The 25379-nt window shown below is 71.1% G+C and carries 22 protein-coding genes and 2 tRNA genes; 15 read left to right on the top strand and 9 right to left on the bottom strand.

Translation table 11 applies throughout. The features are described from left to right. Positions 1-233 precede the first annotated feature (233 nt). The 3 genes from AB8735_RS14465 to AB8735_RS14455 are packed head-to-tail and all read left to right on the top strand — an operon-like array spanning position 234 to position 3898. Entirely contained in the window at positions 234-1331 is a 1098-nt protein-coding gene (locus AB8735_RS14465) for a SagB/ThcOx family dehydrogenase (RefSeq protein WP_372407701.1), read from the top strand. 28 nt (positions 1332-1359) lie between these two features. After that, positions 1360-2580 carry a JmjC domain-containing protein gene (locus tag AB8735_RS14460; RefSeq protein WP_372407697.1) on the top strand — a complete coding sequence of 407 codons (1221 nt, stop codon included), beginning with the start codon at positions 1360-1362 and terminating at the stop codon, positions 2578-2580. Between the two features lie 28 nt (positions 2581-2608). Next, positions 2609-3898, top strand: a complete 1290-nt coding sequence (locus AB8735_RS14455; protein WP_372407695.1) for an MFS transporter — start codon at positions 2609-2611, stop codon at positions 3896-3898. Positions 3899-3914: 16 nt separating this feature from the next. Here the strand turns inward: AB8735_RS14455 and AB8735_RS14450 are convergent, their stop codons facing one another. Then, the gene (locus AB8735_RS14450) at positions 3915-4943 is read right to left on the bottom strand and encodes a hypothetical protein (RefSeq protein WP_344024898.1); all 1029 of its coding nucleotides are present in this window, start codon (positions 4941-4943) and stop codon (positions 3915-3917) included. A 112-nt stretch (positions 4944-5055) separates the two neighbouring features. Continuing rightward, a complete protein-coding gene (gene pepN / locus AB8735_RS14445; RefSeq protein WP_372407694.1) occupies positions 5056-7680 on the bottom strand; it encodes an aminopeptidase N in 2625 nt (874 codons plus the stop codon). A gap of 119 nt (positions 7681-7799) precedes the next feature. On the opposite strand from pepN, the gene AB8735_RS14440 reads away from it, so the two are divergent. Together AB8735_RS14440 and AB8735_RS14435 are read left to right on the top strand one after the other, a co-directional pair. Beyond that, on the top strand, positions 7800-8456 hold the full coding sequence (locus AB8735_RS14440; protein ID WP_372407693.1) for a DsbA family protein: 657 nt from the start codon (positions 7800-7802) through the stop codon (positions 8454-8456). 198 nt (positions 8457-8654) lie between these two features. Further along, complete coding sequence (locus AB8735_RS14435) at positions 8655-9281, top strand: hypothetical protein (RefSeq protein WP_372407692.1); 627 nt, start codon at positions 8655-8657, stop codon at positions 9279-9281. 124 nt (positions 9282-9405) lie between these two features. Here the strand turns inward: AB8735_RS14435 and AB8735_RS14430 are convergent, their stop codons facing one another. From AB8735_RS14430 to AB8735_RS14420, 3 genes are all read right to left on the bottom strand, one after another. After that, a complete protein-coding gene (locus AB8735_RS14430) occupies positions 9406-10047 on the bottom strand; it encodes a superoxide dismutase (RefSeq protein WP_344024906.1) in 642 nt (213 codons plus the stop codon). A gap of 173 nt (positions 10048-10220) precedes the next feature. Further along, positions 10221-11636: an amino acid permease gene (locus AB8735_RS14425; protein ID WP_372407690.1), complete on the bottom strand. Its 1416-nt coding sequence runs from the start codon at positions 11634-11636 to the stop codon at positions 10221-10223. 184 nt (positions 11637-11820) lie between these two features. After that, complete coding sequence (locus AB8735_RS14420; protein WP_372407688.1) at positions 11821-13227, bottom strand: amino acid permease; 1407 nt, start codon at positions 13225-13227, stop codon at positions 11821-11823. 256 nt (positions 13228-13483) lie between these two features. Here AB8735_RS14420 and AB8735_RS14415 point away from each other — a divergent pair, with 256 nt between their 5' ends. Then, positions 13484-14077: a biotin transporter BioY gene (locus tag AB8735_RS14415; RefSeq protein ID WP_344024915.1), complete on the top strand. Its 594-nt coding sequence runs from the start codon at positions 13484-13486 to the stop codon at positions 14075-14077. Between the two features lie 81 nt (positions 14078-14158). Here AB8735_RS14415 and AB8735_RS14410 read toward each other — a convergent pair whose 3' ends face one another. Both AB8735_RS14410 and AB8735_RS14405 read right to left on the bottom strand, forming a co-directional pair. Then, positions 14159-14833, bottom strand: a complete 675-nt coding sequence (locus tag AB8735_RS14410) for a Uma2 family endonuclease (protein WP_344024917.1) — start codon at positions 14831-14833, stop codon at positions 14159-14161. Positions 14834-15083: 250 nt separating this feature from the next. Further along, entirely contained in the window at positions 15084-16514 is a 1431-nt protein-coding gene (locus AB8735_RS14405) for an amino acid permease (protein WP_372411845.1), read from the bottom strand. Between the two features lie 184 nt (positions 16515-16698). Between AB8735_RS14405 and AB8735_RS14400 the strand changes: the two genes are divergently transcribed. The 4 genes from AB8735_RS14400 to AB8735_RS14385 all read left to right on the top strand — a co-directional run bounded on the left by AB8735_RS14400 (position 16699) and on the right by AB8735_RS14385 (position 20245). Next, complete coding sequence (locus AB8735_RS14400) at positions 16699-17187, top strand: ribose-5-phosphate isomerase (protein ID WP_344024920.1); 489 nt, start codon at positions 16699-16701, stop codon at positions 17185-17187. Between the two features lie 70 nt (positions 17188-17257). Further along, complete coding sequence (locus tag AB8735_RS14395) at positions 17258-18067, top strand: Fpg/Nei family DNA glycosylase (RefSeq protein ID WP_372407685.1); 810 nt, start codon at positions 17258-17260, stop codon at positions 18065-18067. Between the two features lie 317 nt (positions 18068-18384). Beyond that, on the top strand, positions 18385-19530 hold the full coding sequence (locus AB8735_RS14390; RefSeq protein WP_344024924.1) for a PP2C family protein-serine/threonine phosphatase: 1146 nt from the start codon (positions 18385-18387) through the stop codon (positions 19528-19530). A gap of 139 nt (positions 19531-19669) precedes the next feature. Then, a complete protein-coding gene (locus AB8735_RS14385; protein WP_372407683.1) occupies positions 19670-20245 on the top strand; it encodes a hypothetical protein in 576 nt (191 codons plus the stop codon). Here AB8735_RS14385 and AB8735_RS14380 read toward each other — a convergent pair. Then, positions 20163-21329, bottom strand: coding sequence for an acyltransferase family protein (locus AB8735_RS14380; protein WP_344024928.1), 1167 nt, complete (start codon positions 21327-21329; stop codon positions 20163-20165). The two genes, AB8735_RS14385 and AB8735_RS14380, sit on opposite strands and share 83 nt — an antisense overlap. Positions 21330-21567: 238 nt before the next feature. Between AB8735_RS14380 and AB8735_RS14375 the strand changes: the two genes are divergently transcribed. After that, positions 21568-21762, top strand: a complete 195-nt coding sequence (locus tag AB8735_RS14375) for a hypothetical protein (RefSeq protein WP_344024930.1) — start codon at positions 21568-21570, stop codon at positions 21760-21762. A 60-nt stretch (positions 21763-21822) separates the two neighbouring features. Here the strand turns inward: AB8735_RS14375 and AB8735_RS14370 are convergent. After that, positions 21823-21893 (bottom strand) — tRNA-Gly (locus tag AB8735_RS14370). 177 nt (positions 21894-22070) lie between these two features. On the opposite strand from AB8735_RS14370, the gene AB8735_RS14365 reads away from it, so the two are divergent. From AB8735_RS14365 to AB8735_RS14350, 4 genes are all read left to right on the top strand, one after another. Beyond that, positions 22071-22147: transfer RNA gene (locus tag AB8735_RS14365), tRNA-Pro, on the top strand. Between the two features lie 142 nt (positions 22148-22289). Then, positions 22290-23660, top strand: a complete 1371-nt coding sequence (gene tig / locus AB8735_RS14360) for a trigger factor (protein WP_344024932.1) — start codon at positions 22290-22292, stop codon at positions 23658-23660. A gap of 368 nt (positions 23661-24028) precedes the next feature. Then, complete coding sequence (locus tag AB8735_RS14355) at positions 24029-24634, top strand: ATP-dependent Clp protease proteolytic subunit (protein WP_344024961.1); 606 nt, start codon at positions 24029-24031, stop codon at positions 24632-24634. A 68-nt stretch (positions 24635-24702) separates the two neighbouring features. Then, on the top strand, positions 24703-25371 hold the full coding sequence (locus AB8735_RS14350) for an ATP-dependent Clp protease proteolytic subunit (RefSeq protein ID WP_049719474.1): 669 nt from the start codon (positions 24703-24705) through the stop codon (positions 25369-25371). Positions 25372-25379: the final 8 nt, after the last annotated feature.

Below are 25379 nucleotides of genomic sequence, written 5' to 3'. Positions count from 1 at the left end.
TCGACGGCGACGGCGAGCAGGTCGACGGAGGTGAAGATCCATGGCGCTCGACATCGTGATCATCGAGGACGGCGAGGTACTGCTCAACCACCCCAACCAGTAGCGCGAGTTCGTGAGAACGGAAGCGTTCGGCTGCGATGCCTGTCCGTGCATCGCAGCCGACGCCTTTCCGGGCCGGTGTCCGCTCCCGGGGCACCGCCCGGTCCCGAACCCCGCCCGCACGGAGGGAACCGATGCACAGGATCCGCCGCCGTGAGCACCTGATCTGCCGCTGGTCCCCCGGCGGACTCGAGGTCGGCATCCCGGGGCGGCGGCAGTGGGCCCGGCTCTCCGCCGACCTCACGGCCCTGGTGGAGAAGGCCGGCGACGGGATCGGGACCGACGACCTCGCCGTCGCCTTCGGCGCGGAGCACGAGCCGGAGGTGCGCAAGGCCGTACAGGCCCTGCTGGCCCTGGGGGTGCTGGTCCCCGTGGGGGACGGCGGCCGTCCGCCGCTCTGGGAGCGGTGGGGGGACGTGGCCCAGCGCTTCCACGTCGAGACGCGCGACGCCGAGTACCTCGTCGATTCCCCGGAACGGGCCGGGACGGTCGAGGAGATCGTCGCCGGGGGCGGCGCGCCCGGCGCCTTCAAGGAGTATCCGGACCACCCCGTCGTGCCGCTGCCGCGCCGTCCGCTGCCGCTGAACGCCTCGGTGGAGGACGTCTTCGCCGCCCGCCGCACCCATCGCCGGTTCACCGGGGACCCGGTCACCCTGGACCAGTTCGGCACGCTGCTCTTCCACAGCTTCGCACCGCACCGCTTCGTCCACAGCGGGCCCTTCGGAGTGCTCCAGTGCCGGGTGAGCGCGTCGGCGGGCGCCCGGCACGAGGTCGAGGCGTACGCCGTCGTCCACAACGTCACCGGGGTCGAGCCGGGCCTCTACCACTACTCGGCCGCCCGGCACGCCCTGGAGCTGCTGGACGATGACGTGCCCCGCGAGCGCGTGGCCGAACTGACGCACCACCAAGAACCCTCGTACGAGGGCGCCTTCACCCTCTTCACCACGGCCGTGGCCAACCGCCTCGCCTGGAAGTACCGCCACCCGCGTGCCTACCGGCTGTGGATGTACGACGCCGGGCACTACGGCCAGACCTTCGCGCTGACCGCCACCGCGCTGGGGCTCGGGCCCTTCCAGACGGTGGCCTTCGTGGACAGCCGGGTCGAAGAGCTGCTGGGGGTCGATCCCGACGAGGAGTTCGCGGTGTACCTGCTGGCCGCCGGAGTGCCCGACGGCTCCGATCCCCTGCTCCCGTCCGACTTCGCCTTCCCGCCGCCCGCACGGCCGGTCTGAGGCCGCGAGACCCGCCAGGAGACACACCATGGCCCTGCAACGCTGCACCGCGCTGTCCCCCGAGGAGTTCCGCTCCTCGGTCCTCGGCCGCAGCCACCTGCACACCCGGGCGGCCGAGCTGAAGGAGGGCTTCGCCGACCTGTTCTCCCCCGAGGCCCTGGAGGAACTGATCTCCTCCGGGCTGCGCACCTCCTCGCTCCGGCTGGTGCGCGACGGGGTCGAACGCGCCGTCGACAAGGGGTGCGTACCCGAGCCCGGCGACACACCCGGTGCCGCGCCCTTCCCGAGCACCGACGGCCTCCGGGCCGGCCTCGCCGCCGGGCAGACGCTGATCGTCCGGTCGCTGCACCGCTACCACGCCCCGATCCGGCGCTTCGCCCATGAGCTGGCCGCCGAACTGGGCCAGTCCGTCAAGGTCAACGCCTTTGTCACGCCGCCCGGTTCCCAGGGCGTGGACCTGCACTTCGACGTCCAGGACGTCATCGTCCTGCAGATCCACGGCGACAAGCGCTGGGTCCTGCGCCGCCAGCCGATCCGCGACCCGCTGCCGGCGCACGCCTGGTTCGACATACCCGACCGGCGCCGCGAGGAACTGCGGTCCGCCAGCGAACCCCTCGACGACCTGGTGCTGGAGGCGGGCGACACCCTCTACCTGCCCCGGGGCACCCTGCACTCCCCGATGGCGCGCGAGGTGCTCTCCATCCACCTGACCCTCGCCATCACCAGGACGACCCACCACGACCTCCTCACCGAGCTGGTGCGCCAGGCGGTCGACGACGACTGGCTGCGTGCCGCGGTGGACCCGGACGCGCTGGACGCGGACCCCCGGCTGGCGCGCTCCATCCTGGTCGAGGCGGCCGGACGCCTCGCCGCCGTGGCCGCCGAGGTCCCGGTCGGCGACCTGCTGTGGGCCGTGCGCAAGGCCGCGTTCCGTGAGCAGACGCCCGAGCCCGTACCGGTCCTTCCCGCGAGCGGCGACGGTCCCGCGGCGGGCGGGCACCGGCTCCGGGACGGCGCGCACTTCCACACCGCACCGGCCCGTGATGGACTGATGCTGTCGGTGGGCAGCCGCAGGGCCCAACTCCCGGCAGCCGTCGAGCCGTTCCTCCGGGCTCTGCGGCGCGACCCGGTCCTCGACACGGACCGGCTCGCCGCCGTGCTCGGCGAGGACGGCGCGCGGGCCGTGGCGAAGGCCCTGGTCGACATGGGCCTGTTGCTGCCTCCCGCCGGTCCGCCCGGCAGGGCGTGACCCCGGACCGCACACGAGAAGGCGATCGATGAGCGACGACACCGCTCCGCCGGAACGGAGCGACCCCGTCCGTGCGGGGGGCGGCACGGACTCCCCGCCGGGCGGTGACCGCGGGAGGCTCCGTGACCATCCGCAGTTCCTGCGGCTCTGGGCGAGCCAGGCCAGTGGTGCCGTCGGGGACCAGATGATGCCGGTGGCGCTCAGCCTGCACATCCTGCACCGCGGCGGCGGCGCGGGCGACGTCGGGCTCGTCCTGGCCGGCCGGGCGGTCTCCCTGGTCGTCTGCCTGCTCGCCGGCGGGGTGATCGCCGACCGGGTGCGGCGCACCCGCGTCCTCATCGGCGCCGACTGCTTCCGGTCCGGCCTGCTGCTCACCACCGCGCTCCTGCTGCCGGGCCTGCCGCTGGGACTCCTGCCGCTGGTCACCGCCCTGGTCGGTGCGGGGGAGGCGCTCTCGCGGCCGGCCTCCCGCTCCCTGGTGCCCAGCCTGCTGCCCGGCCGGATGCTCGAACGCGGCAACGCGCTGGTCTCCGCCGCGCAGCGCGGATCGGCCGTGATCGGGACGATGGCCGGAGTCGCCGTGGTCTCCGCGATCGGTGCGCGCTCCGCCCTCCTGGCCGCCGGCGCGGTGTTCGCGCTGGGCGCCCTCGCCGTCCTGCGCGTTCCGGACGGCGGACCGGCCGTCGCGTCCGGCACCTCGGTCCTCGCGGAGGCCGCCACCGGACTGCGGGCCGTCCGCCGACGGCCCTGGGTGATGGCGGTGATGGCGGCGGTCTGCCTCCAGCTGTTCGCCGGTACGGCGACCGCGCTGACCCTGCTGCCCGTGGTGGCGCGCCGGGAGTTCGGCGGCGACCTCGCCTACGGCGCGGTCCTGGCCACCCTGGCGTTCGGCGCGCTGCCCGCCATCGTGCTGGCCGGCCGCTGGCGTCCGAAGGCCCCCGGGCTCGTGTCCATGCTCGCCCTGTCCGGCTACGCCCTGCTGCCGCTGAGTCTGGCCCGGCCCTTCCCGCTGCCCGTGGTGATCGTCTGCTTCCTGCTGGGCGGCTTCGTGGTGGAGCTCTACTTCATCTACTGGGTGTCCGCGTTGCAGCGGTCCTTCCCCGACGAGGTGCTCGGCAAGGTCTTCGCCCTGGACCAGCTCAGCGCGTACGCGCTGCTCCCGGTCGGGTACGCGCTGGTGGGCCCGGCGGTGGGGCTGGCGGGCCAGACGGCCACGCTGGTGGTGGGCGGCGTGCTGGTGGCGGCCTCCGCCCCGTTGTGCCTGGCCGTGCCGGGGGTGGCGCGGTTCGGGAACGAGGGCGCGTCCGCCGCCGGTTGACGCGGGCGGCCGCCGCTCACCGCGGCAGCACCACCACATAGGCCCCCGGCGCCCGCTCCGCCGACGCCAGCAGCGTCGACCGGACCACGTCCGCCAACTGCTCCGGGGACTCCCTCAGCTGCCTCGGGGTCGGGGCCAGCACCGCCAGGCCCAGCTGCTCCAAGTGCTCGTGCCTGCGGGCGGCTTCGTCGTGGACGGGGTCGTCGCGGCGGAGCCGGGGGCGGGTGTCGATCTCGACGGCCACGCCGTGGTCGGGCCAGTAGGCGTCGACGGTGCCCAGCGACGGGCCGCCGGGGAGGAGGAGTTCGACGTTCCAGAGTGGGGCGGGCAGGGCGGCGGCGGCGACCATGGCGTAGAGGCGGTCCTCGGCGGCGGCGCGGCCCTCGGCGAGGAGGGCGTCCAGCACGGCGGCGACGGGCGCGCGGTCCAGCAGCCGGGCGCGGGCGAGTTCGCGGTGCAGGCGGGTCGCCTCGCAGTGGCCGGAGCGGACCGCCTCGGTCAGCAGACGGCGGATCCGGTCCGGGTCGGTGAGGTGGGCCACCGCGTCCGCGACGGCGCGCGGGACGGGGGCCACCGGGACGCCGGTCAGCAGGCGCGGGCGGGGGACGGAGTGGGTGCGGACCGGGCGGACGAAGCCCGTGGCGCGCAGCCGCCGGGTGTGCGGGACGAGGACGTCGATGTGCTCCAGGCGCAGCAGCGGGGGAGCGCTGGTGAAGCGGTGCAGGGCCAGGGCCGCGAGGCCGGTGATCATCGCCTCGCCGTAGGGGGCCTCGTCGCCGCGCGGCGCCTGGGCCGGGATGGCCTGGGCGCGGGCCCGGGTGTACATCAGGGCGGCGTGCAGACGCTCCTCGCTGGTGGCGGGGCCGGTGTGGAGCAGATAGACGCCGGGCAGGAGCTGCTGCCAGGGGCCGCCGGGGTGGCAGCGGGCGGCGATCTCGGAGGCGGGGACGCCGTGTTCGCGCAGCCGGCGCGAGGTCATGACGCGGTGGCGGACGTCGGAGAGGTGGTGGAGCGGGCGGGGGGAGAGGGGGGTCTCGTGGTTCATGACCCGCCCATTCCCGTCCCGCACCCACTCCTTAACCGCTGTTACGCACCCGTGGTCGAGTGCGGACATCCCTGTGGGGATGTCCGGGCAACTCCTTGGGAATGCAGGGGCGTTACGCGGCCGCCGCGTCGCACTCCTGTGCGCGGAGGGCGCGCGCGAGATCGTCGCGCGCCTCCCGCACCAGGCGGCGCAGCGCCGGCGCCGCGTCCGGGTGCTCCGCGAGCCAGGCGTCGGTGAGGCCGAGCGTGCGCCGGTCGTCCTGGAGGATCGGGAACAGCCCGCGCACGACGGCCATGGCGATCTCGATCGACCGCTCGCGCCAGACGCGTTCGAGGGAGGCGAAGTAGGGCTCCGCGAACGGCTTCAGCAGCTCCCGCTGCCCGGGCTGGTCGAAGCCGGCGACGGTGGCCTCGGTGAGGGCGTTGGAGAGGACGTCGGAGTCCACGACCCGCTTCCACGCCGCGGCCTTGACCTCGGCGTCCGGGCGGGAGGCGAGGCAGCGGACCTGGTGGCGGCGGCCGGAGGCGGTGTCGTCGCGGGCCAGTTCGGCGTCGATCAGGGCCCCGTCGGCCGCGCCGCCCGCCGCGAGGGCGGCCAGCAGCGCCCAGCGCAGCTCCTGGTCGACCTCCAGGCCGTCGATCCGCGCGGTGCCGTCCAGCAGCCCGCGCAGCAGCTGGAAGTCGGCCTCGGTGACGGCCACTTGGGCCAGGAAGCGGGCCCAGGCCAGCTGGTGGCCGCTGCCCGGCTCGGCCAGCCGCAGCTCGGCGAGCGCCGTGCGGGCGAGCCGGGCGGAGCCCTCCGCGCGCCAGGACGGCGCCGCGTAGTGGACGAGGGCGCCCCGCGCACAGCTGTGCAGCATCTGCAGGACGCCGATGTCGCTCTCGGCCCCGGCGAAGCGCTCCACCAGGTCCAGGTAGTCACGGGCGGGCATCAGCCCGTCGCGGGTGAGGTTCCACACGGCCGACCAGCACAGGGCCCGGGCCAAGGGGTATCCCCTGCTCGAAGAGCTTGGGGAAGGGTCCGTCAGGTCGCCGAGGTGCGCGCGGAGGGTGGCCAGCGAACCCTCGTCGAAGCGGATCTTGCAGTACGTCAGGTCGTCGTCGTTGACGAGGACCAGCTCGGGCCGCTCCACCCCGGCCAGTCCGTCGACCACGGTGCGCGGGCCCGCGACGTCCACCTCGGCGCGCGCGTAGCGCACCAGCTCGGTGCCCTCGCGGCGGTAGAGGCCGACGGCCACCCGGTGCGGGCGCAGTTCGGGGTGCTCGGCGGGGGCCTCCTGGAGGACGGCCAGCTCGGTGATCCGGTCCTGGGCGTCACAAGTGATCTGCGGGGTCAGGGAGTTGACCCCGGCGGTCTGGAGCCAGGAGCGGGCCCAGGCGGCCATGTCGCGGCCCGAGGTCTCCTCCAGCACGGACAGCAGGTCGGCCAGGCGCGTGTTGCCGTAGGCGTGGCGCTTGAAGTAGCGGCGGGAGCCCTCCAGGAAGGCGTCGCGCCCGGCGTAGGCGACGAGCTGTTTGAGGACGGAGGCGCCCTTGGCGTAGGTGATGCCGTCGAAGTTGAGCTTGGCGTCCTCCAGGTCGTGGATGTCCGCCGTGACCGGGTGGGTGGAGGGCAGCTGGTCGGCCCGGTAGGCCCAGGCCTTGCGCTGGTTGGCGAAGGTGACCCAGGCGTTGGTGTAGCGGGTGGCCTCGACCTGCGAGAAGGAGCCCATGAAGTCGGCGAACGACTCCTTGAGCCACAGGTCGTCCCACCACTCCATGGTCACCAGGTCGCCGAACCACATGTGCGCCATCTCGTGCAGGATCACATTGGCCCGGCGCTCGTACGCCGAGCGCGTCACCTTGCCGCGGTAGACGAACTCCTCGCGGAAGGTCACACAGCCCGGGTTCTCCATCGCCCCGATGTTGTACTCCGGCACGAAGGCCTGGTCGTACTTGCCGAAGGGGTACGGGAAGTCGAAGTGCTCGTGGAAGAAGTCCAGGCCCTGCTTGGTGACGGTGAAGATCTCGTCGGCGTCGAAGTACCGTGCCAGCCCCTTGCGGCAGAGCGCGCCCAGCGGGATCTCCAGGACGGTGCCGTCCGGGAGTTCGCGACTGTAGTGGTCGCGGACGACGTGGTACGGGCCGGCGACGACGGCCGTGATGTACGTGCCGATGGGCTTCGTCGCCACGAAGCGGCGCAGCGAGGACGCCTCGTCCACGGGCTCGTCCGGGCCGTCCTGCGCGCCGTTGCTGATCACGGTCCACGCGGCCGGGGCGGTGACCGAGAAGGTGTAGGGGGCCTTGAGGTCCGGCTGCTCGAAGTTCGCGAACACCCGGCGGGCGTCGGCCGGCTCGTAGTGGGTGTAGAGGTAGACCTCGCCGTCCTCGGGGTCCACGAAGCGGTGCAGGCCCTCGCCCGTGCGGCTGTAGGCGCACTGCGCGTCCACGACCAGCTCGTTCTCGGCGGCCAGGCCGTCCAGGGCGATGCGGGCGCCGTCGAAGACGGCCGCCGGGTCCAGGGTGCGGCCGTTGAGCGTCACGGCCGTCACCGAGGGGGCGACGAGATCGGCGAAGCCCGACGCGCCGGGCTCGGCGCAGCGGAAGCGGATCGTGGAGACGGAGCGGAAGGTGCGGGGGCCGTCACCGGTGTCCGGGCCGGTGGCGGACCGCACGTCGAGGTGCACCTCGTAGCCGTCCACGGTCAGCAGCGCGGCCCGCTGCCGGGCCTCCTCACGGGTCAGGTTCTCACCGGGCACGGCAGGGCTCCCTCGGGATGTCAAAAGTCGGTGACTCTCGGATCATCAGGAATCATGGCATGCGCGTCTTTGTTGAAAGTGTGAACACCTGGCCCCCACACTCCTCCCGGGAGAACCGCATGAGCACCACACGCAGGACCGCCGAGGCGAAGACCACCGCCGACTTCTGGTTCGACCCGATCTGCCCCTGGGCGTGGATCACCTCCCGCTGGATGCTGGAGGTACAGAAGGTGCGCCCGGTGGAGGTGCGCTGGCATGTGATGAGCCTGGCCGTCCTCAACGAGCCCCGGATGGACGAGCTCCCGGAGGAGTACCGCGAGAAGATCGCGAACGCCTGGGGCCCGGTCCGGGTGTGCGTCGCGGCCGCTACCGAGCACGGCGAGGAGGTGCTCGGCCGCCTCTACACCGCGCTCGGCACCCGCTTCCACGTCCAGGGCCTGCCGCGCGAGCGCGCCACGATCGTCGACGCGCTGAAGGAGGCGGGCCTGCCGGAGTCGCTGGCGGACGCGGCGGACTCCGAGACCTACGACGCGGAGGTACGCGCCTCCCACAAGGCGGGCATCGACAAGGTCGGCGAGGAGGTGGGCACTCCGGTGATCGCCGTCCCCGGCGAGAACGGGACCGAGGCCGAGGTCGCCTTCTTCGGCCCGGTGGTCACCCCGGCGCCCAAGGGCGAGGCGGCGGGCCGGCTGTGGGACGGGACGCTGCTGGTCGCGTCGACCCCCGGCTTCTTCGAGATCAAGCGCACGCGCACACAGGACCCGATCTTCGACTGACGGTCCAGGCGCGCATTGACGTCCGGGGGCAGCGCCCCGAAAGGGGCGCGGGGCTGTTTCGATGTGCGGCTCCGCCGCGTGGGCGCGACCGGCCACGGACGGCCCGCAGTCGGACACCCGCGCCCCGCGAGCGCTCCGTCCCCCGGAAGGACCGCAGCCGACAGGCGCGCCCCGCGGTCCTCGCCTAGGGTCCGAGGCATGGGCCAGACCGACCTCTCCCGGCCCCTGGGCCGCGACGGCGGCTGGGCCGACGCCGAGCCGCCGTGCGGCAACGCCGCCTTCGCCGAGCTCCCCGTACGCCCCTACGACTTCCTCACCCTCGCCGTGTGCCGCGCCCTGCCGCCGCTGTGGTCCCTGTGCCGGCTGCGCCGTGCGGCGGCCATGATGCGGCACTATCTGCGGGCCGACGGGACGCCCGTCCGGATCGACGCCGAGGAGCTGCTCGCGCTCCCGGCCGTCCGCGCGGCCGCGGACGAACAGCTGGCGCACTGGCGGGCCGAGGCCCTCGACCGCTGGCGCGCGGGCCCCCGGGCGCCGGCCGCCTACCCCGCGGACAGCGGCTGGCGCGACGTCGTGATCACCCACCGGATCAGCGCCGACTGGTGGCTGGCGCTGCGCTGCGTGGAGTTCCGGCTGACCGGCACCGTACGGGTGGACGGCGACGGCGCGGCGGCCGTCGACTACCGCTTCGCCCTGCACAAGGGCTGGAACTTCGACCGGGGCGGATCCGAACTGGGCGTTCCGTTCGCTCCGTTCGCCCGGCTCCACGAGACGGGCCTGGCCCGGGAGTTCACGGTGACGGGCGAGGCGTTCGGGCACGCCTGAGCCGTACTGGTGGGAGCATGGGGAAGGCCCCCGCGCGAATCGACCGCGCGGGGGCCCTCCGGGTGCCTGCCGCGTGACACGGGTGAGAAGACGATCACGAGCAGGCCGACTGCGGTGCCGCGGCTCAGGGGTTGAGCAGCAGCGCGTTGCCGCGCTCCTTGGCGGCGGCGTAACGCTTCGCCACGTCCTGCCAGTTGACGACCTGCCACATGGCCTCGATGAAGTCCACCTTCTGGTTCTTGTACTGAAGGTAGAAGGCGTGCTCCCAGGCGTCGAAGACCAGGATCGGGGTCGAGCCCTGGCCGACGTTGCCCTGGTGGTCGTAGACCTGCTCGACGATCAGCTTGCCGCTGATCGGCTCGTAGGCGAGGACGCCCCAGCCGGAACCCTGGGTGGTGGCCGAGGCCTTGGACAGCTGGGCCTTGAACTTGGCGAAGGAGCCGAAGGACTCCGCGATGGCGTCGGCCAGCTCGCCCACGCCGTCCTTGTCCAGCGGCTCGCCGCCGCCGTCGCCGGTCATGTTCTGCCAGTAGATGCTGTGCAGGATGTGGCCGGAGAGGTGGAACGCGAGGTTCTTCTCCAGGCCGTTGATCGAGCCCCACTGGTCCTTGTCGCGGGCCTCGGCGAGCTGCTCCAGCGTGTCGTTCGCACCCTTGACGTACGCCGCGTGGTGCTTGTCGTGGTGCAGCTCGATGATCTTCGCGTCGATCACGGGCTGGAGCTCCGCGTAGTCGTACGGAAGTTCAGGAAGTGTGTAGATGGCCATGCCGAGCCCTCCGACTGCTTATTGCAATTAACTTGCAGGTGGACGCTATCAGCAAATGCCCGAGCGTCGCCGGGGGAGGGGCCATATGGGTCATGTCTCGTCCCAAAGACCGAGGCGGGGTCGGTCCTGGCGATCAGGACCGACCCCGCCTCGGGAGGGGGACTGGTGGTGCGTCAGCTCCGGCGGGCCGCCGCGACGCGCTGGCGCACATAGCCGACGAGGGCGAGGGCCGCGGTGAGCCCGGCCGTGGCGTACAGCTGGACGGCGGTGTCCTTCTCGCGCAGCATCAGGCCGAGGGTGCACAGGATGCCCAGCAGGGCGACGACGGTGAGGAAGGGGAACAGCCACATCCGGACCACCAGCCGCTCCGGCTGCTCGCGCTCCAGACGGTGGCGCATCATCAGCTGGGTGACGGCGATAAACGCCCACACCACCAGCACCGCGGCGCCCGTCATATACAGCAGCCACTTGAAGACCGTGTCGGGCCACCGGTAGCTCAGCAGCACGGCGACGAAGCCGAACGCGGAGGACGCGACGACGGTCCGGCGCGGCACACCACGGGTGACCTTGCCCAGGAAACGGGGGCCCTCGCCGCGCTCGACGAGCGAGTGGGCCATGCGGGAGGCGCCGTAGATGTTGGCGTTCATGGCCGAGAGCAGGGCGATCAGCACGATCACGTTCATGATCTGGCCGGCCGCGGGGATGTCGAGGTGCTCCAGGACGGCCACGTACGGACCGGTCAGGATCGACTTGTCGGTCCACGGGATCAGGGTGACCACGACCAGCATCGAGCCGACGTAGAAGAGGGCGATGCGCCACATCGCCGTACGGACCGCGCTGGCGACGCCCTTGACCGGGTGCTCGGACTCGGCGGCGGCGATCGTCACCGTCTCCAGGCCGCCGTACGCGAAGACCGACGCCAGCAGGCCGGCGACCAGGCCGTCCGTGCCGTTGGGGAGGAAGCCGCCCTGCCCGGTGAGGTTGGACGCGCCCGGGGCGGAGGTGCCCGGCAGCAGGCCGCAGATGGCCAGGACGCCCAGGACGAGGAAGATGCCGATCGCGGCGACCTTGAGGGTGGCGAACCAGAACTCGAACTCGCCGAAGTTGCCGACCGCCGCCAGGTTCATCCCGCAGAACATGACCATGAAGAGCAGCACCCACATCCACGAGGACGTGGCCGGGAACCACTTGACCATGATCGCCGCCGCGCCGAGCGCCTCCACCGCGATGGCCACGCAGAGCTCGATCCAGAAGACCCAGCCGGCGGTGAAGCCCGCCCAGGGGCCGATGGCCTTCTCGGCGTGGACCGAGAAGCTGCCGGACGCGGGGTTGGCCGCGGCCATCTCGCCCAGCATCCGCATCACGAGCATCACGAGCAGCCCGGACACCGCATAGGCCAGCACGATCCCCGGGCCGGCGGCGGCGATGCCCGCCCCCGAGCCGACGAAGAGACCGGCGCCGATGACCCCGCCCAGGGCGATCATCGACAGATGGCGCTGCTTGAGACCGTGCGACAGGGCGGTGCCGGAGTCCGGCGGCGCTTCGTCGACCGCGCGCTCGGGCGCGGGGGTCGCATCTATCCGAGTCATGGTCGTGTCTGTCCCCGTGAGTGAAAGGAGTGGTGATTGTTGAAACAACTGCGAAAAGTTGCCTCAGTGTGGGGGTGATGTTCGCTCAGGACAACACTTGTCACACGGATGTCCGATATTTAGACGCGGCGATGACTCTCCGCATCCGAAATATCGCCAGAATCAAAAGTCTGCTGCCGGTCCGCTATCGGCCGGAGCGCTCGGTGCGGCGCAGCCGCAGCTCCCGCAGCCCCGCCACCGCCAGCACGGCGCCCGTCGCGGCGGCCGACCACATCAGCTGCGGACGGGCCCCCTCGTCCATGACCATCAGGACCAGGACCCCGGCCATACCGGCCAGAGCGGCCCAGGTCAGATAGGGGAAGCACCACATGCGCAGGGTCAGCCGCTCCGGCATCTCCCGCTCGATCCGGCGCCGCAGCCGCAGCTGGGAGGCGGCGACCAGGCCCCAGACGAAGAGCAGGACCGCGCCCACCGAGTTGAGCAGATAGCGGAAGATCGAATCCGGCCAGTAGAGGTTGAGGACGACCGAGGCGAAGCCGAAGGCGACCGAGGCCAGCACCGCACGGACCGGCACCCCGCCGAGCGAGACCTTCAGCAGCGTCCGCGGCGCCTCGCCGCGCTCGGCCAGCGAGAAGACCATCCGCGACGAGCCGTAGAGGTTGGCGTTGAGCGCCGACAGCAGCGCCACGAAGATCACGATCTGCATGATCTGCCCGGCCGACGGCACCCCGATGTGGTCGAGGACCGCCACGTACGGGCTCTGCCCAGGCTTCAGCGAGGACCACGGCAACAGGGTCACGATGACCAGCATGGACCCCACGTAGAAGAAGAGGATGCGCCACACGGCGCTGCGCACCGCCCGGCCCACCGCGCGCTCGGGGTCCTCGGACTCGGCGGCGGCGATGGTGACGACTTCCAGGCCGCCGAAGGCGAAGGCGACCGCGAGGACGCCGGAGATCACCCCGTGCCAGCCGTTGGGCAGGAAGCCGCCCTGGCCGGTCAGATTGCTCATGCCCACGGCCTCGGTGTCGGGCAGCAGCCCGAAGATCGCCAACAGGCTCAGACCGAGGAAGAGGAGAATGGCGCCGATCTTCAGCGCGGCGAACCAGAACTCGAATTCGCCGAAGTTCTTCACGGCGGTGAGATTCGCGGTGGTGAACACCACCATGAACACCAGGACCCAGGCCCACTGCGGCATCCCCGGCACCCAGCCGTGGGCGATCTGTGCGGCGGCCGTGGCCTCCACGGCGAGCACGATCACCAGCAGGAACCAGTAGAGCCAGCCGACCGTGAACCCGGCCCAGCGGCCCAGTGCGCGCTCCGCGTGCACCGAGAACGAGCCGGAGGCGGGCATCGCCGACGACAGCTCGCCCAGCATCCGCATCACCAGCATGGCGAGGGCGCCCGCTATCAGGTACGAGACGATGATCCCCGGACCCGCGACGGAGATCCCGGCCCCCGAGCCCACGAAGAGGCCCGCGCCGATCACCCCGCCCAGCCCGAGCATCGTCAGGTGCCGCTGCTTGAGCCCCGCGGACAGCGGCTCTTTCGCGCCGGCGAGGGGCTCGTCGGCGGAGGGTGCGTCGTGCATGGGCTCGTAACTCTCGGTCGGTGCGGCGCGGGGTCGCGCTGTGCACGCGCGAACCTGCCCCCCATTCTCCCGACCGGCTCGCCGTAACCAAGCTGCCCGGACCATCCCGTGACGAGCATCACCTACCGGTGAAACCCGCCAAAGCGGCCCCGGACGGCTTTGTGACGCGCGCCCATGCCGATTCGGGCGGGCTGGGCTAACGTCACGGTGTTCTTATGCGCGCCTGATCACTGTCCCTTCTTCCAGCGGAGTACCGATGGCCACCGCCGCAGTTGCTGCCCCCCGGACCGGTACGGTCCTCGCCGACCTCCTGCCTGCCTCGTCCGCCCGCGTCCGGGACGCCGCCCTCGTCGTCGGCGGCGCGGCCCTCACCGGCGTCGCCGCCCAGCTGGCCGTCCCGGTCCCGGGCTCCCCGGTGCCGGTCAGCGGCCAGACCTTCGCGGCCCTCCTCGTCGGCACGGCCCTCGGCGCCCGCCGCGGTTTCCTCTCCCTCGCGCTGTACGCCGTCGCCGGCATCGCGGGCCTGCCCTGGTTCGCGGAGGCGAAGGCCGGCGCGGCCTTCCCCTCCTTCGGCTACGTCCTCGGCATGCTGCTGGCCGCCACCGTCGTCGGCGCCCTGGCCCGCCGCGGCGGCGACCGCTCGGTGCTGCGCACGGCCGGGACGATGGCCCTGGGCTCCGCGATCATCTACGCGGTCGGCGTCCCGTACCTGGCCCTGGCCCTGCACGTCCCCTTCGGCCAGGCGGTCGCCCTGGGCCTGACCCCCTACCTCATCGGCGACGCCCTCAAGGCGGCCCTGGCCATGGGCGCCCTGCCGGCGGCGCGGAAGTGGCTGGAGCGGCGCGGCTGAGTCTGCTGCCCTTCCGCACGGGAGCCCGCGCCCTACGGAGCGCGGGCTCCCGGCTTTTCGGCCTCTTCCCGGACTCGGCCGTCAGCGTTCGTAGCGAGGCAGGTCCTTGGTCGGCATGTCTCCGCCCAGATGGTCGGGGAGGGGGACAGGCTCCCCGTACTTGCCCTGGCTGATCGTGCGGTACCCCTCGTCGGTCGGGCGGGAGTAGAGGGCCCACTTGCCGGTGGCGGGGTAGAGGTAGAGGAGTACGGGGACGCGGGCCTCGGCGTACCACGTGATCTTGTCGGCGATGCCGACGGGGCGCTCGGAGGGAGAGGTCACCTCGATGGCGAGTTCGACGTCCTCGCCGGCCAGCAGCCAGTCGTCCGAGTCCATCATGTCCACCGGGCAGACCAGCAGGTCCGGAGTGCTGTAATCGTCCGGGTCGTCGGGGAGGGGAATGGAGACGTTCTCGTAGGTGCGCAGACCATCGGCACGGCACGGGCGCAGCAGCTCCCGTAGGTCGTCCACCGTCTGTGCGTGGCGCCGTCGTGGCGTGGGAGACATCAAGAGGGTTCCTCGGATGATCTCGACCCGGAGGTCGCTCCAGCTTTCGATCTGTTCGGCGATCTCACGAGGACTTCCCTGGAGCCGCGGCTGAGCGCGCCGCTCGACCTGCTCGGACTCAGCCTGCTCGGACTCGGCCTGCGGCTCAGGGCCGTAGGGCCGGTACGCGTCCGGAGAGGGGTACTCATAGTGAACGGGCTGCGCGGACAATGCTCACTCCTTCCCTGGTACTGCCCAGTCTGCCCCGTGCCGGAGAGCGGTGCCCCGACGCCGTGCGGCCGACCGTATGCATATACGTGATCACCAGGTCCTGCACGACCGTTGTCACCGCGCAATTGCCCGTTACTGATCGAATCCATCGGGCATGGCCCCGGGCTTGTCCGCCAAGAGCCTGCAAAAGCGCGAACGCCCGGTTCGTGCCTCCGAGCAGAGACACGAACCGGGCGCTCGCCCGACGTCGTTACTTCGACACGGCCACCGCCCTGCGTCGCCGCTCCCGCACCACCCCGATCGCCAGCACGAACACCGCCACCAGCACCGACAGCAGCACCTGCTCGCGGTTGTCGCCGCCGTCGTAGACCATGTAGCCGAGCACGAAGAGGATCATGGCGATCGTGGCCCAGGTCAGGTACGGGAACAGCCACATCCGTACGACCAGCTTCTCCGGGGCCTCGCGCAGGATGATGCCGCGCATCTTCAGCTGGGTGAAGCAGATCACCAGCCAGACGAACAGGGCGACCGCGCCCGACGCGTTCAGCAGGAACTTGAAGACCGTGTCCGGCCACATGTAGTTGAAGAAGACCGACAGGAAGCCGAAGACGACCGAGCCGAGGATCGCCGCCTGCGGGACGCCGCGCTTGTTGACGCGGGCGAAGGCCCGGGGCGCGTCACCGCGCTGGCCGAGGGAGAAGGCCATGCGGGAGGCCGTGTAGAGGCCCGAGTTGAGGCAGGAGAGGACGGCGGTCAGCACGATGACGTTCATGATCTGGCCGGCGTGCGGGATGCCGATCGAGTTCAGCGCCGCGACGTAACTGCCGTCCTTGAGGATCGCCTTGGAGTCCCAGGGCAGCAGGGTGATCACGACGAAGATCGAGCCCAGGTAGAAGACCGCGATGCGCCAGATCACGCTGTTGGTCGCCTGCCGGACCGCGCGCTGCGGGTTCTCCGACTCGCCCGCGGCCAGGGTGACGATCTCGCTGCCCATGAAGGAGAAGACGACCATCAGGACACCGGTGAGGATCGCCCCGGGGCCGTGGGGCAGGAACCCTCCGTGGTCGGTGAGATGGGCCAGCCCGGCCGCCTCGTTGTCCGAGCCCGGCAGCACGCCGAAGACCGCGAGGGCGCCGATGGCCACGAACGCGGCGATGGCGACGACCTTGATGCCCGCGAACCAGAACTCGAACTCGCCGTACGAGCTGACCGAGGCCAGGTTGGTCGCGGTGAGCACCACCATGACGATCAGCGCCCAGGCCCACTTGGGGACCGCGGGGACCCAGCCGTTGAGGATGCCGGCGCCCGCCGTCGCCTCGACGGCCAGCACGACGACCCAGAAGAACCAGTAGAGCCAGCCGATGGTGAAGCCGGCCCAGCGGCCCAGCCCCCGGTCCGCGTAGGCGGAGAAGGAGCCCGAGGTCGGGTTGGCGGCGGCCATCTCGCCGAGCATCCGCATCACGAGGACGACGAGCGCGCCCACCAGGGCGTAGGAGACCAGGATCCCGGGGCCCGCCGCGGCGATGCCGGAACCCGAGCCGACGAAGAGGCCGGCGCCGATCACGCCACCGATGGCGATCATGGAGAGGTGGCGGTTCTTGAGCCCGGCCTTGAGGCCGTCGCTGCTGCCACCCGGCGCCGCGGCGTCTGCGGGATCACCGGACGTCGACGCCTTTGTCATGGTCGGCGGTATCGCGCTCATGGACAGTTCCTTTGGTTCTCGGAGCACTCGGGTCACGAGTCCCCGCATTAGAACTTCATCAAGGCTTATTTCGGAAGACCCGAATCCATATCGTTGCCGTCACAGCCGGTGACCCCGTCGCCCGGTGCTGTGAGCGGTCCCGGGACGTGCCACACTCGGACGCATGCGCGTGTACCTCGGCTCCGACCATGCCGGTTACGAACTCAAGACCCACCTCGTCGAGTGGCTCAAGGCCCACGGACACGAGCCCGTCGACTGCGGTCCCCACATCTACGACGCCCAGGACGACTACCCGCCGTTCTGCCTGCGCGCCGCCGAGCGGACGGCCGCGGACGAGGGCAGCCTCGGCATCGTCATCGGCGGCTCGGGCAACGGCGAGCAGATCGCCGCGAACAAGGTGAAGGGCGTCCGTGCCGCCCTCGCCTGGAGCGAGCAGACCGCCAAGCTCGGCCGCGAGCACAACAACGCCAACGTGGTCGCCGTCGGCGCCCGGATGCACACGCAGGACGAGGCGACCACGTTCGTCGAGATCTTCCTCGCGACGCCGTACTCCGGTGAGGAGCGTCACACCCGCCGCATCGAGATGCTCAGCCGCTACGAGACCACCGGCGAGCTCCCCGCGATCCCGGCCCACCACCCGCAGCAGGGCTGATCCCCACCCGACGCCCCGGGCCCGCCGCATCGCGGCGGGCCCGCAGCCATATCCCGCGCAAGGACTGCCGATGCCCGAAGGGCACACGATCCACCGCCTGGCCGCCGACCACCACGCCCTCTTCGGGGGCCGCCCGGTGCGGGCGACGAGCCCCCAGGGGAAGTTCTCGGACGGCGCCGCCCTCGTCGACGGCCGTCCGCTCGCGGAGGCCGAGGCCCACGGCAAGCACCTCTTCCTCGGCTTCGAGGCCACCGGCTGGATCCATGTCCACCTCGGCCTCTTCGGCAAGTACACCCTCGGCACCGCCCCCGCGCCCCCGGCCACCGACACCGTCCGGCTGCGTCTGGCGACCACGGACGCCTACGCCGACCTGCGCGGCCCCACCGCCTGCGCGCTGCTGACCGACGGCGAGAAGCAGGCGATACACGACCGGCTCGGCCCCGACCCGCTGCGCGCGGGGGAGGACCCCGAGCCCGCGTGGCGGCGGATCTCCCGCAGCAGGACCAGCGTCGCCGCCCTCCTGATGGACCAGAAGGTGATCTCCGGCGTCGGCAACGTCTACCGGGCCGAGGTCCTCTTCCGGCACGGCATCGACCCCTACCGCACCGGCCGCGACCTCACCCGGCGCGAATGGGACGCGATCTGGACGGATCTGGTCGGCCTCATGCGCGAGGGCGTCCGCAACAACCGCATCGACACCGTCCGCCCCGAGCACACCCCCGAGGCCATGGGCCGCCCGCCGCGCGTGGACGACCACGGCGGCGAGGTGTACGTCTACCGTCGCGCCGGAGCGCCCTGCCACCTGTGCGGCACGGAGATCCGCACCGCCGGCCTCGCCGCCCGCAACCTCTTCTGGTGCCCGGAGTGCCAGCGGAACTGACCACCGGACGGGCGGCCGGCGGCCGGGGGCGGCACCGGGCAGCGCGCGCACGGCAGTTGGCGCGCCGCCCGTGCACCATGCGCGGCCCCGGGCTCCTATGCGTGGCAGGCCGCCCCGGCCGTCCCTTTCGTCCCCGCGATGGCCGAACGACGGCACGGCCTGTCCGATTCCGCCGCTGTACAGGCATGCGGCCTCGCGTATATCCGATCAGGCGGACGGCTTTCGCATAGGGTTGCTCCCCAGGTGCCCTGCGGGCAGCCGTGTCGGCGCGGCGTGAATCGACGCGCCGCCGAATGGGTGGATAAGGTCCCGAAGCAATGACTGGCGGTGCGGAGACCCCGACGGCCCGGATGCGCAAAGCACTGCACCGGGTCCGCACGAGCGTGCGCAAGGCGGGGGTCGACTACTTCCGCGGCGACGGCTCCGACCGGCTCGCCCTGTCCGCCCTGTTACTGTCCGTCCCCGCCCTCGCCGTCGGCACCATCGCCCAGCCCGAGTGGTGCGCCCCCGCCGCCCTCGTCCTGCCGATCGTCGCCGGCGGCCTGCTGCTCCGCCCCGCCAGCCTCCTCGGCCTCTACGCGGCCGCGGCCACCGCCCTCATCGTCGAGTCCGCCGTCCTCGACCCCTACGCCTACGGCGCCGACCGCGTCACCCCCGGCACCATCCTGGTCGTCGCCGCCGTCGGCTTCCTCGGGCTGCTCATCGCCCAGTTCCGCAGCCGCGTCGGCGTGCCCTGGCGGCGTGGCGGAACCATGCTCTTCGACCTGCGCGAACGCATCCGCGTCCAGAGCAAGCTGCCCAAACTGCCGCGCGGCTGGCACCGCGAGATGGCCCTGCGCCCGGCCGGCGGCCAGTCCTTCTCCGGCGACTTCGTCGTCGCCGCCCGCACCAACGCGGGCCGCACCCTGGAGGTCGTCCTCACCGACGTCTCCGGCAAGGGCATGGACGCCGCCTCCCGCGCCCTGCTGCTCTCCGGCGCCTTCGGCGGACTCCTGGGCTCGCTGCCCCCGGACTCCTTCCTCCCCGCCGCCAACGGCTACCTCCTGCGCCAGGACTGGGACGAGGGCTTCGCCACCTCCGTCCACCTCGTCCTCGACCTCGACAGCGGCGACTACGAACTCTTCTCCGCCGGCCACGTCCCCGGACTCCATCTCAGCGCGGGCTCCGGACGCTGGGAGGAAAAGGCCGCCGAGGGACCGCTGCTCGGTGTCTACGACGGCGCCGAATTCCACTCCGTGAAGGGCCGGCTGAGCACCGGCGACGTCCTGATGCTCTTCACCGACGGCCTCGTGGAAACCGCGGAACGCGAACTCACCGAGGGCATGGACCGGCTCACCGGAGAAGCCGACCGCTATGTCACCACCGGATTCGCGGGTGCCGCCTGGCATTTGATCGAGGCGGTCGCCAAGGACGTCAACGACGACCGCGCGCTGCTGCTCATCTGCCGCGACCGGCGCGACTGAACGGAATTCCGGGAACCCCCTGCCCGGGTGGGCGCGGCCGTCCGCCGCGGTCTATTTTGTAAGGCCGCCGGGGCGCGCCCGTATTGCCGTGCGCCACCCGGCATTTCTCATGCTCGACCGCACGACGGGGGAAATTCCTGTGACCACTCCGACCGCTCCCCAGCAGCCCCAGCAGCCACAACAGCCCTATGGGACGGGGCCCTACGCGCAGCAGCCCAACCCGTACGCCCAGCAGCCCGGCTCGTACGGCGCCCCTCCGCAGCAGCCCGGATACGCCGCCCCGCAGCCCGGATACGCCGCCGCTCCGCACCCCGGCATGCCCCCGCAGGACAACTGCCGGATATGCGGCGGATTCCCGGCGGTGGACGTGACCATCCGCGGCCATCAGGGCTTCCTCATCCTGATGCGATTCCTCAAGCAGGAAGGCCGGTTCTGCCGCACCTGCGGCACCGCACTGCGCCGCGAGATGACCGCCAAGACCTTCTGGCAGGGCTGGTGGAGTCCGTTCTCGCTGATTTTCTTCACGCCGTTCACGCTGATCTGGAACCTGGTGGTGCGGGCGAAGCTCGACAAGCTCCAGGCGCCGGTTCCCGGTACGCACGGTGCACAGCCGGATCCCGGCGCCCCGCTGCTCAGGCGTCCGGTCGCGCTCGTTCTGCTGCTTCCGCTGGGCTGGTGGATCGCGCTGCTGACGCAGATCCTGCTGCACCTGTAGCGGCCGGTGGCGGTGAGCCGCGGAAGGCCCAGTCCATCCGCGGCTCGACGACACAGCGGAACACCCGCCGCACCGGGGCGGTGCACAACACGGTGATCAGCGCGACGGCGAGGACCGAGACCAGGACCTCGCCCAGCGGGCCGCGGATCCAGGAGTACAGGTCGTACCACTCGCGCCAGCGCGAGAGCTTGATCACAAAGCCGTGCAGCAGGAAGCCGTACATGGTGCCCGTGCCCAGGACCGTGAACCAGGTCCGGCGGCGCGGCACCCAGGCCAGGAAGCCCACCGTCAGGGCGGCGGCGCACAGGGAGAGGGCCGCCACCATCACGGGCGCCGTCCACAGCGGCTCGTGCAGGCCCTGCACGCTGGAGTTGCGGTAGAACCAGCCGCTGTCCAGCCGCGGCGCCAGCCCGTACGCGACGGCCGCCGCGCAGACGAACAGCGGCACCGCCGCGATCCGCACCCAGCGGCGGCGCAGCAGCTCGAAGTGGCGTGCCTCCAGCCGGAGTCCGATCACGAAGAACGGCAGGAACTGCATGACCCGCATCAGGTCGAACTCGCTCCCGACCTCGCGGGTCATGGCCGCCATCACGGCGATGGCGAAGGCCACCGGGACGGGCCAGCGGATGATCTTCCAGATGGGCGTGGTCAGCCGCCAGACGAACAGCGCGGCCAGGAACCAGTTCAGATACCAGGGCTCCAGCAGCGTGAACGGATCCGGCTCGGCGCCCTTCTCGAAGAGGTGCTGGAACTCGACATAGGCGAGCTGGAAGAGCAGATACGGCACCAGGACGCTGGTGATCAGCCGCTTGAGCTTCGGCGGGCTCAGGTCGAAGCCCCGCGAGAAGTAGCCGGAGATCAGCACGAACGCCGGCATGTGGAAGGTGTACACCGTCAGATAGAGCGCCATCGCCGCCCGGCTGGTGTGGGTGAGCGGCTCCCACGCGTGGCCGAGCACCACGAGGACGATGGCCAGGTACTTGGCGTTGTCGAAGAACGGGTCGCGGGCCTTGGGGGCGGGCGGGCCCGGCTGGGGAGGGACGGAGGCCACGGAACGTGCCGGGGACGTGGCAGTGGGGGGCATTCGTCGCACCTTAGCCGGGACGGGTAAAGCGGTGGCAAGGGCTCCGGTCCGTTCGGCCACCGTCCGGCCATCGTCCGGCGGCCGGAAACCGATGGCCGGAAGGACCGGACCTTCATCCGATGAATCGTCACGGCACCTGCCAGAAAGGCCAGTTGATGGCACGATGGTGCAGTGGGGGCCCGCGGGACGGCGCCTCCGGGGCCGGGCCAGGTGTCTTCGACCTAGGGTGTGATCAGTTGTGGCCATATCGGTGTCAGCGGTGCTGCTTCTGGCGATCATCCTGGTGGTGCTGATCCGACAGGGCGCCATCAAGGCCGGTCCGGCCATCGTCGCGGCGCTCTTCGGGTTCTTCCTGGCCTCGACGGGGATGGCGCCGTCGATCCACCGCTTCCTCAACTCGATCGCCCAGACGATCAACGGCATCAAGTTCTGAGAGCGGCATCGGGTTTCCGGAACGGAAAACGCCCCCGGCCGGGGCCGGGGGCGCTCTGCGAGCGGGCGACGGGAATCGAACCCGCGTAGCCAGTTTGGAAGACTGGGGCTCTACCATTGAGCTACGCCCGCGCGTGCCGATTCGAACCCCTTGGGGGACGCGGCACTGACGTGCATCGTAGCGGGTCGGCCGCCCTCGTTGCACACCCCGGTCGTCCCTCCCGTCCCACACCGTGTTCCCCGAGGTCATCCCCCGGTCAAACGGTCGGCCGGCACTCCGGCGGGCATGTACCCTACGTCTCGCACCGACGGGGTGTGGCGCAGCTTGGTAGCGCGTCCGCTTTGGGAGCGGAAGGTCGTCGGTTCGAATCCGGCCACCCCGACCATTCAAGATCACCTTGTGGGGCTCATCCCGCGTGCGGTTACTATGCAAGCTGCGCGTCTGTGTCTCTCTACCGGGCGCGATCCGCTGGACCTCAGCAGAGAGCTCAGCAGAAAACCCGAAGTCAGCCCCAAGGAGACCGAACCGTGAAGAGCGCCGTGGAGACCCTGAACCCGACCCGGGTTCGGCTCACTGTCGAGGTGCCCTTCGAGGAGCTCAAGCCCAGCCTCGACGCGGCGTACAAGAAGATCAACCAGCAGGTTTCCATCCCTGGCTTCCGCAAGGGCAAGATTCCTGCTCGTGTGATCGACCAGCGGTTCGGCCGCGGCGCGGTGCTGGAGGAGGCCGTCAACGACGCGCTCCCGAAGTTCTACACCGAGGCCGTGAACGAGGGTGAGCTCAACCCCCTGGGCCAGCCCGAGGTGGACATCACCGAGCTGAAGGACGGCGAGCTGCTGGCCTTCACCGCCGAGGTGGACATCCGCCCGGTCCTCGAGATCCCGGACTACTCGGGCATCGAGGTCACCGTCGACGCCGTCGAGGTCACCGACGAGGACGTCGAGAAGTCGGTCGAGCAGCTCCGCGAGCGCTTCGCCACGACCTCCCCGGTCGAGCGCGCCGCCGCCGAGGGCGACATCGTCACCGTGAACCTCGAGGCCAAGGTCGACGGCGAGGTCCTGGAGGACGGCGTCGCCGAGGGTGTCGACTACACCATCGGCTCCGGCCAGCTGCTGGACGGCATCGACGAGGCCGTCACCGGTCTCGAGGTCGGCGGCACCGCCACCTTCACCTCCGAGCTCAAGGGCGGCTCCGCCGAGGGCAAGGAGGCCGAGGTCAAGGTCGACGTCACCGCCGTCAAGGCCCGTGAACTGCCCGCCCTGGACGACGAGTTCGCCCAGCTGGCGAGCGAGTTCGACACCCTGGACGAGCTCAAGGCGGACAGCCGTGAGCGCCTCGGCCGGATGAAGAAGTTCGACCAGGCCACCCAGGCCCAGGAGAAGGTGCTCGAGGAGCTCCTCAAGCTGGTCGAGGTCCCGATGCCCGAGAAGCTTCTCGAGGACGAGATCAACACCCGCAAGCACAACCTGGAGCACCACCAGCTCGGCCAGATGGGCCTCGACCTGGCGAAGTACCTGGAGATCCAGGGCAAGTCCGCCGAGGAGTTCGACGCCGAGCTCAAGGAGCAGGCCGAGAAGGGCATCCGCACCCAGTTCGTCCTGGACGAGATCGTCAACAAGGAGAAGCTGTCGGTCGGCCAGGACGAGCTCACCGAGCACCTGATGCGCCGTGCCCAGACCTCCGGCATGAGCCCCGACCAGTTCGCCCAGGCCGTCGTCGAGCAGGGCCAGGTCCCGATGCTCGTCGGTGAGGTCGCCCGCGGCAAGGCCCTCGCGACCGTCGTCGAGGCCGCCACGGTCAAGGACTCCAACGGCGAGGTCGTCAGCCTGGAGGACGAGGACGAGACCGAGGCCGCCACGGAGGCCGTCGAGGCCGCCGAGGGCACCGAGGCCAAGTAAGGGCCGAAGCCCTCACCGCACCTCACGGACGGGCCCGTCCGCGCTCCCGCCGCCCCGCGCGGCGGGGGGCCGCGGCCGGGCCCGTCCGCGCACCCCGGTCCGGGCTGCCGGGGGGCGCCCGGCCGGCCGTGCGCCGCGTTCCGGCGGCAATCCGCCCGTGCGCCGCAAGGGGACCTGCGCTCAGAGCGAACAGTTCCTCATGCGGGATGGCGCCCGCCGACCAGCGCGTTAGGGTCCGTAGATACGAGGGCAGGGGAGACTTTGAGCGAGCCGGACCGTACCGGCCCCGGAGGACCCCCGCCCCAGTGAAGACGCGGAGACGGCCCGTTGCCGTCAGAGACGAGCAGGTGGATCACGTGACGAATCTGATGCCTTCCGCCGCCGGCGGACCCTCCATCGGTGGCGGCCTCGGCGACCAGGTCTACAGCCGGCTGCTCGACGAGCGGATCATCTTCCTGGGCCAGCAGGTCGACGACGACATCGCCAACAAGATCACGGCCCAGATGCTCCTCCTGGCCGCGGACCCGGACAAGGACATCTACCTCTACATCAACAGCCCCGGCGGCTCGGTGACGGCCGGCATGGCGGTCTACGACACCATGCAGTACATCCCGAACGACGTGGTCACCATCGGCATGGGCCTCGCGGCCTCGATGGGCCAGTTCCTGCTGACCGGCGGCACCCCGGGCAAGCGCTTCGCGCTGCCCAACACCGACATCCTCATGCACCAGGGCTCCGCGGGCCTCGGCGGCACGGCCTCGGACATCAAGATCCAGGCCGAGCAGCTGCTCCGCACCAAGAAGCGCATGGCGGAGATCACCGCCCACCACACCGGCCAGTCCGTGGAAACGATCATCCGTGACGGTGACCGTGACCGCTGGTTCACCGCTGAGGAGGCGAAGGAGTACGGGATCATCGACGAGATCATCACGCACGCCTCCGGCGTTCCGGGCGGCGGCGGCACCGGGGCCTGAGCCCCGGCAGTCCCGCTGACAGCCGAACCCAGCTGACAGCTGATTCCCAGCCAACGACCGCCATCAGGATGGTGAACACCCGCATGAACAACTTCCCCGGCAGCGGCCTCTACACGGGCCCGCAGGTGGACGCCCGTTACGTCGTGCCGCGCTTCGTGGAGCGCACCTCCCAGGGCGTGCGCGAGTACGACCCCTACGCGAAGCTCTTCGAGGAGCGCGTGATCTTCCTGGGCGTCCAGATCGACGACGCCTCCGCCAACGACGTCATGGCGCAGCTGCTGTGCCTGGAGTCGATGGACCCCGACCGCGACATCTCGATCTACATCAACTCGCCCGGCGGCTCCTTCACCGCCCTCACGGCGATCTACGACACGATGCAGTTCGTGAAGCCGGACATCCAGACGGTCTGCATGGGCCAGGCGGCCTCCGCCGCGGCGATCCTGCTGGCCGCCGGCACCCCGGGCAAGCGCATGGCGCTGCCCAACGCCCGTGTGCTGATCCACCAGCCGTCCAGCCAGACGGGCCGTGAGCAGCTCTCCGACCTGGAGATCGCGGCGAACGAGATCATGCGCATGCGCACCCAGCTGGAGGAGATGCTGGCCAAGCACTCCACCCAGCCGATCGAGAAGATCCGCGACGACATCGAGCGCGACAAGATCCTCACTGCCGAGGACGCGCTGGCGTACGGTCTGGTGGACCAGATTGTCTCGACGCGCAAGTCGTCTGTGGCGGTCTGAGGACCGCT

The sequence above is a fragment of the Streptomyces luteireticuli genome, from assembly GCF_041519305.1.
GTDB lineage: Bacteria > Actinomycetota > Actinomycetes > Streptomycetales > Streptomycetaceae > Streptomyces > Streptomyces luteireticuli.
The sequence above is the reverse complement of the archived record's forward strand: the minus strand, read 5'-3'. Positions and strand labels throughout refer to the sequence as shown.

Coding starts and splice junctions, on each gene's coding strand:
- AB8735_RS14460 (WP_372407697.1), top strand. CDS start 1,360: ATGGCCCTGCAACGCTGCACCGCGCTGTCCCCCGAGGAGTTCCGCTCC.
- AB8735_RS14430 (WP_344024906.1), bottom strand. CDS start 10,047: ATGGCCATCTACACACTTCCTGAACTTCCGTACGACTACGCGGAGCTC.
- AB8735_RS14405 (WP_372411845.1), bottom strand. CDS start 16,514: ATGACAAAGGCGTCGACGTCCGGTGATCCCGCAGACGCCGCGGCGCCG.
- AB8735_RS14455 (WP_372407695.1), top strand. CDS start 2,609: ATGAGCGACGACACCGCTCCGCCGGAACGGAGCGACCCCGTCCGTGCG.
- AB8735_RS14355 (WP_344024961.1), top strand. CDS start 24,029: ATGCCTTCCGCCGCCGGCGGACCCTCCATCGGTGGCGGCCTCGGCGAC.
- AB8735_RS14400 (WP_344024920.1), top strand. CDS start 16,699: ATGCGCGTGTACCTCGGCTCCGACCATGCCGGTTACGAACTCAAGACC.
- AB8735_RS14420 (WP_372407688.1), bottom strand. CDS start 13,227: ATGCACGACGCACCCTCCGCCGACGAGCCCCTCGCCGGCGCGAAAGAG.
- AB8735_RS14425 (WP_372407690.1), bottom strand. CDS start 11,636: ATGACTCGGATAGATGCGACCCCCGCGCCCGAGCGCGCGGTCGACGAA.
- AB8735_RS14465 (WP_372407701.1), top strand. CDS start 234: ATGCACAGGATCCGCCGCCGTGAGCACCTGATCTGCCGCTGGTCCCCC.
- AB8735_RS14435 (WP_372407692.1), top strand. CDS start 8,655: ATGGGCCAGACCGACCTCTCCCGGCCCCTGGGCCGCGACGGCGGCTGG.
- AB8735_RS14395 (WP_372407685.1), top strand. CDS start 17,258: ATGCCCGAAGGGCACACGATCCACCGCCTGGCCGCCGACCACCACGCC.
- AB8735_RS14440 (WP_372407693.1), top strand. CDS start 7,800: ATGAGCACCACACGCAGGACCGCCGAGGCGAAGACCACCGCCGACTTC.
- AB8735_RS14350 (WP_049719474.1), top strand. CDS start 24,703: ATGGTGAACACCCGCATGAACAACTTCCCCGGCAGCGGCCTCTACACG.
- AB8735_RS14415 (WP_344024915.1), top strand. CDS start 13,484: ATGGCCACCGCCGCAGTTGCTGCCCCCCGGACCGGTACGGTCCTCGCC.
- AB8735_RS14380 (WP_344024928.1), bottom strand. CDS start 21,329: ATGCCCCCCACTGCCACGTCCCCGGCACGTTCCGTGGCCTCCGTCCCT.
- AB8735_RS14390 (WP_344024924.1), top strand. CDS start 18,385: ATGACTGGCGGTGCGGAGACCCCGACGGCCCGGATGCGCAAAGCACTG.
- AB8735_RS14450 (WP_344024898.1), bottom strand. CDS start 4,943: ATGAACCACGAGACCCCCCTCTCCCCCCGCCCGCTCCACCACCTCTCC.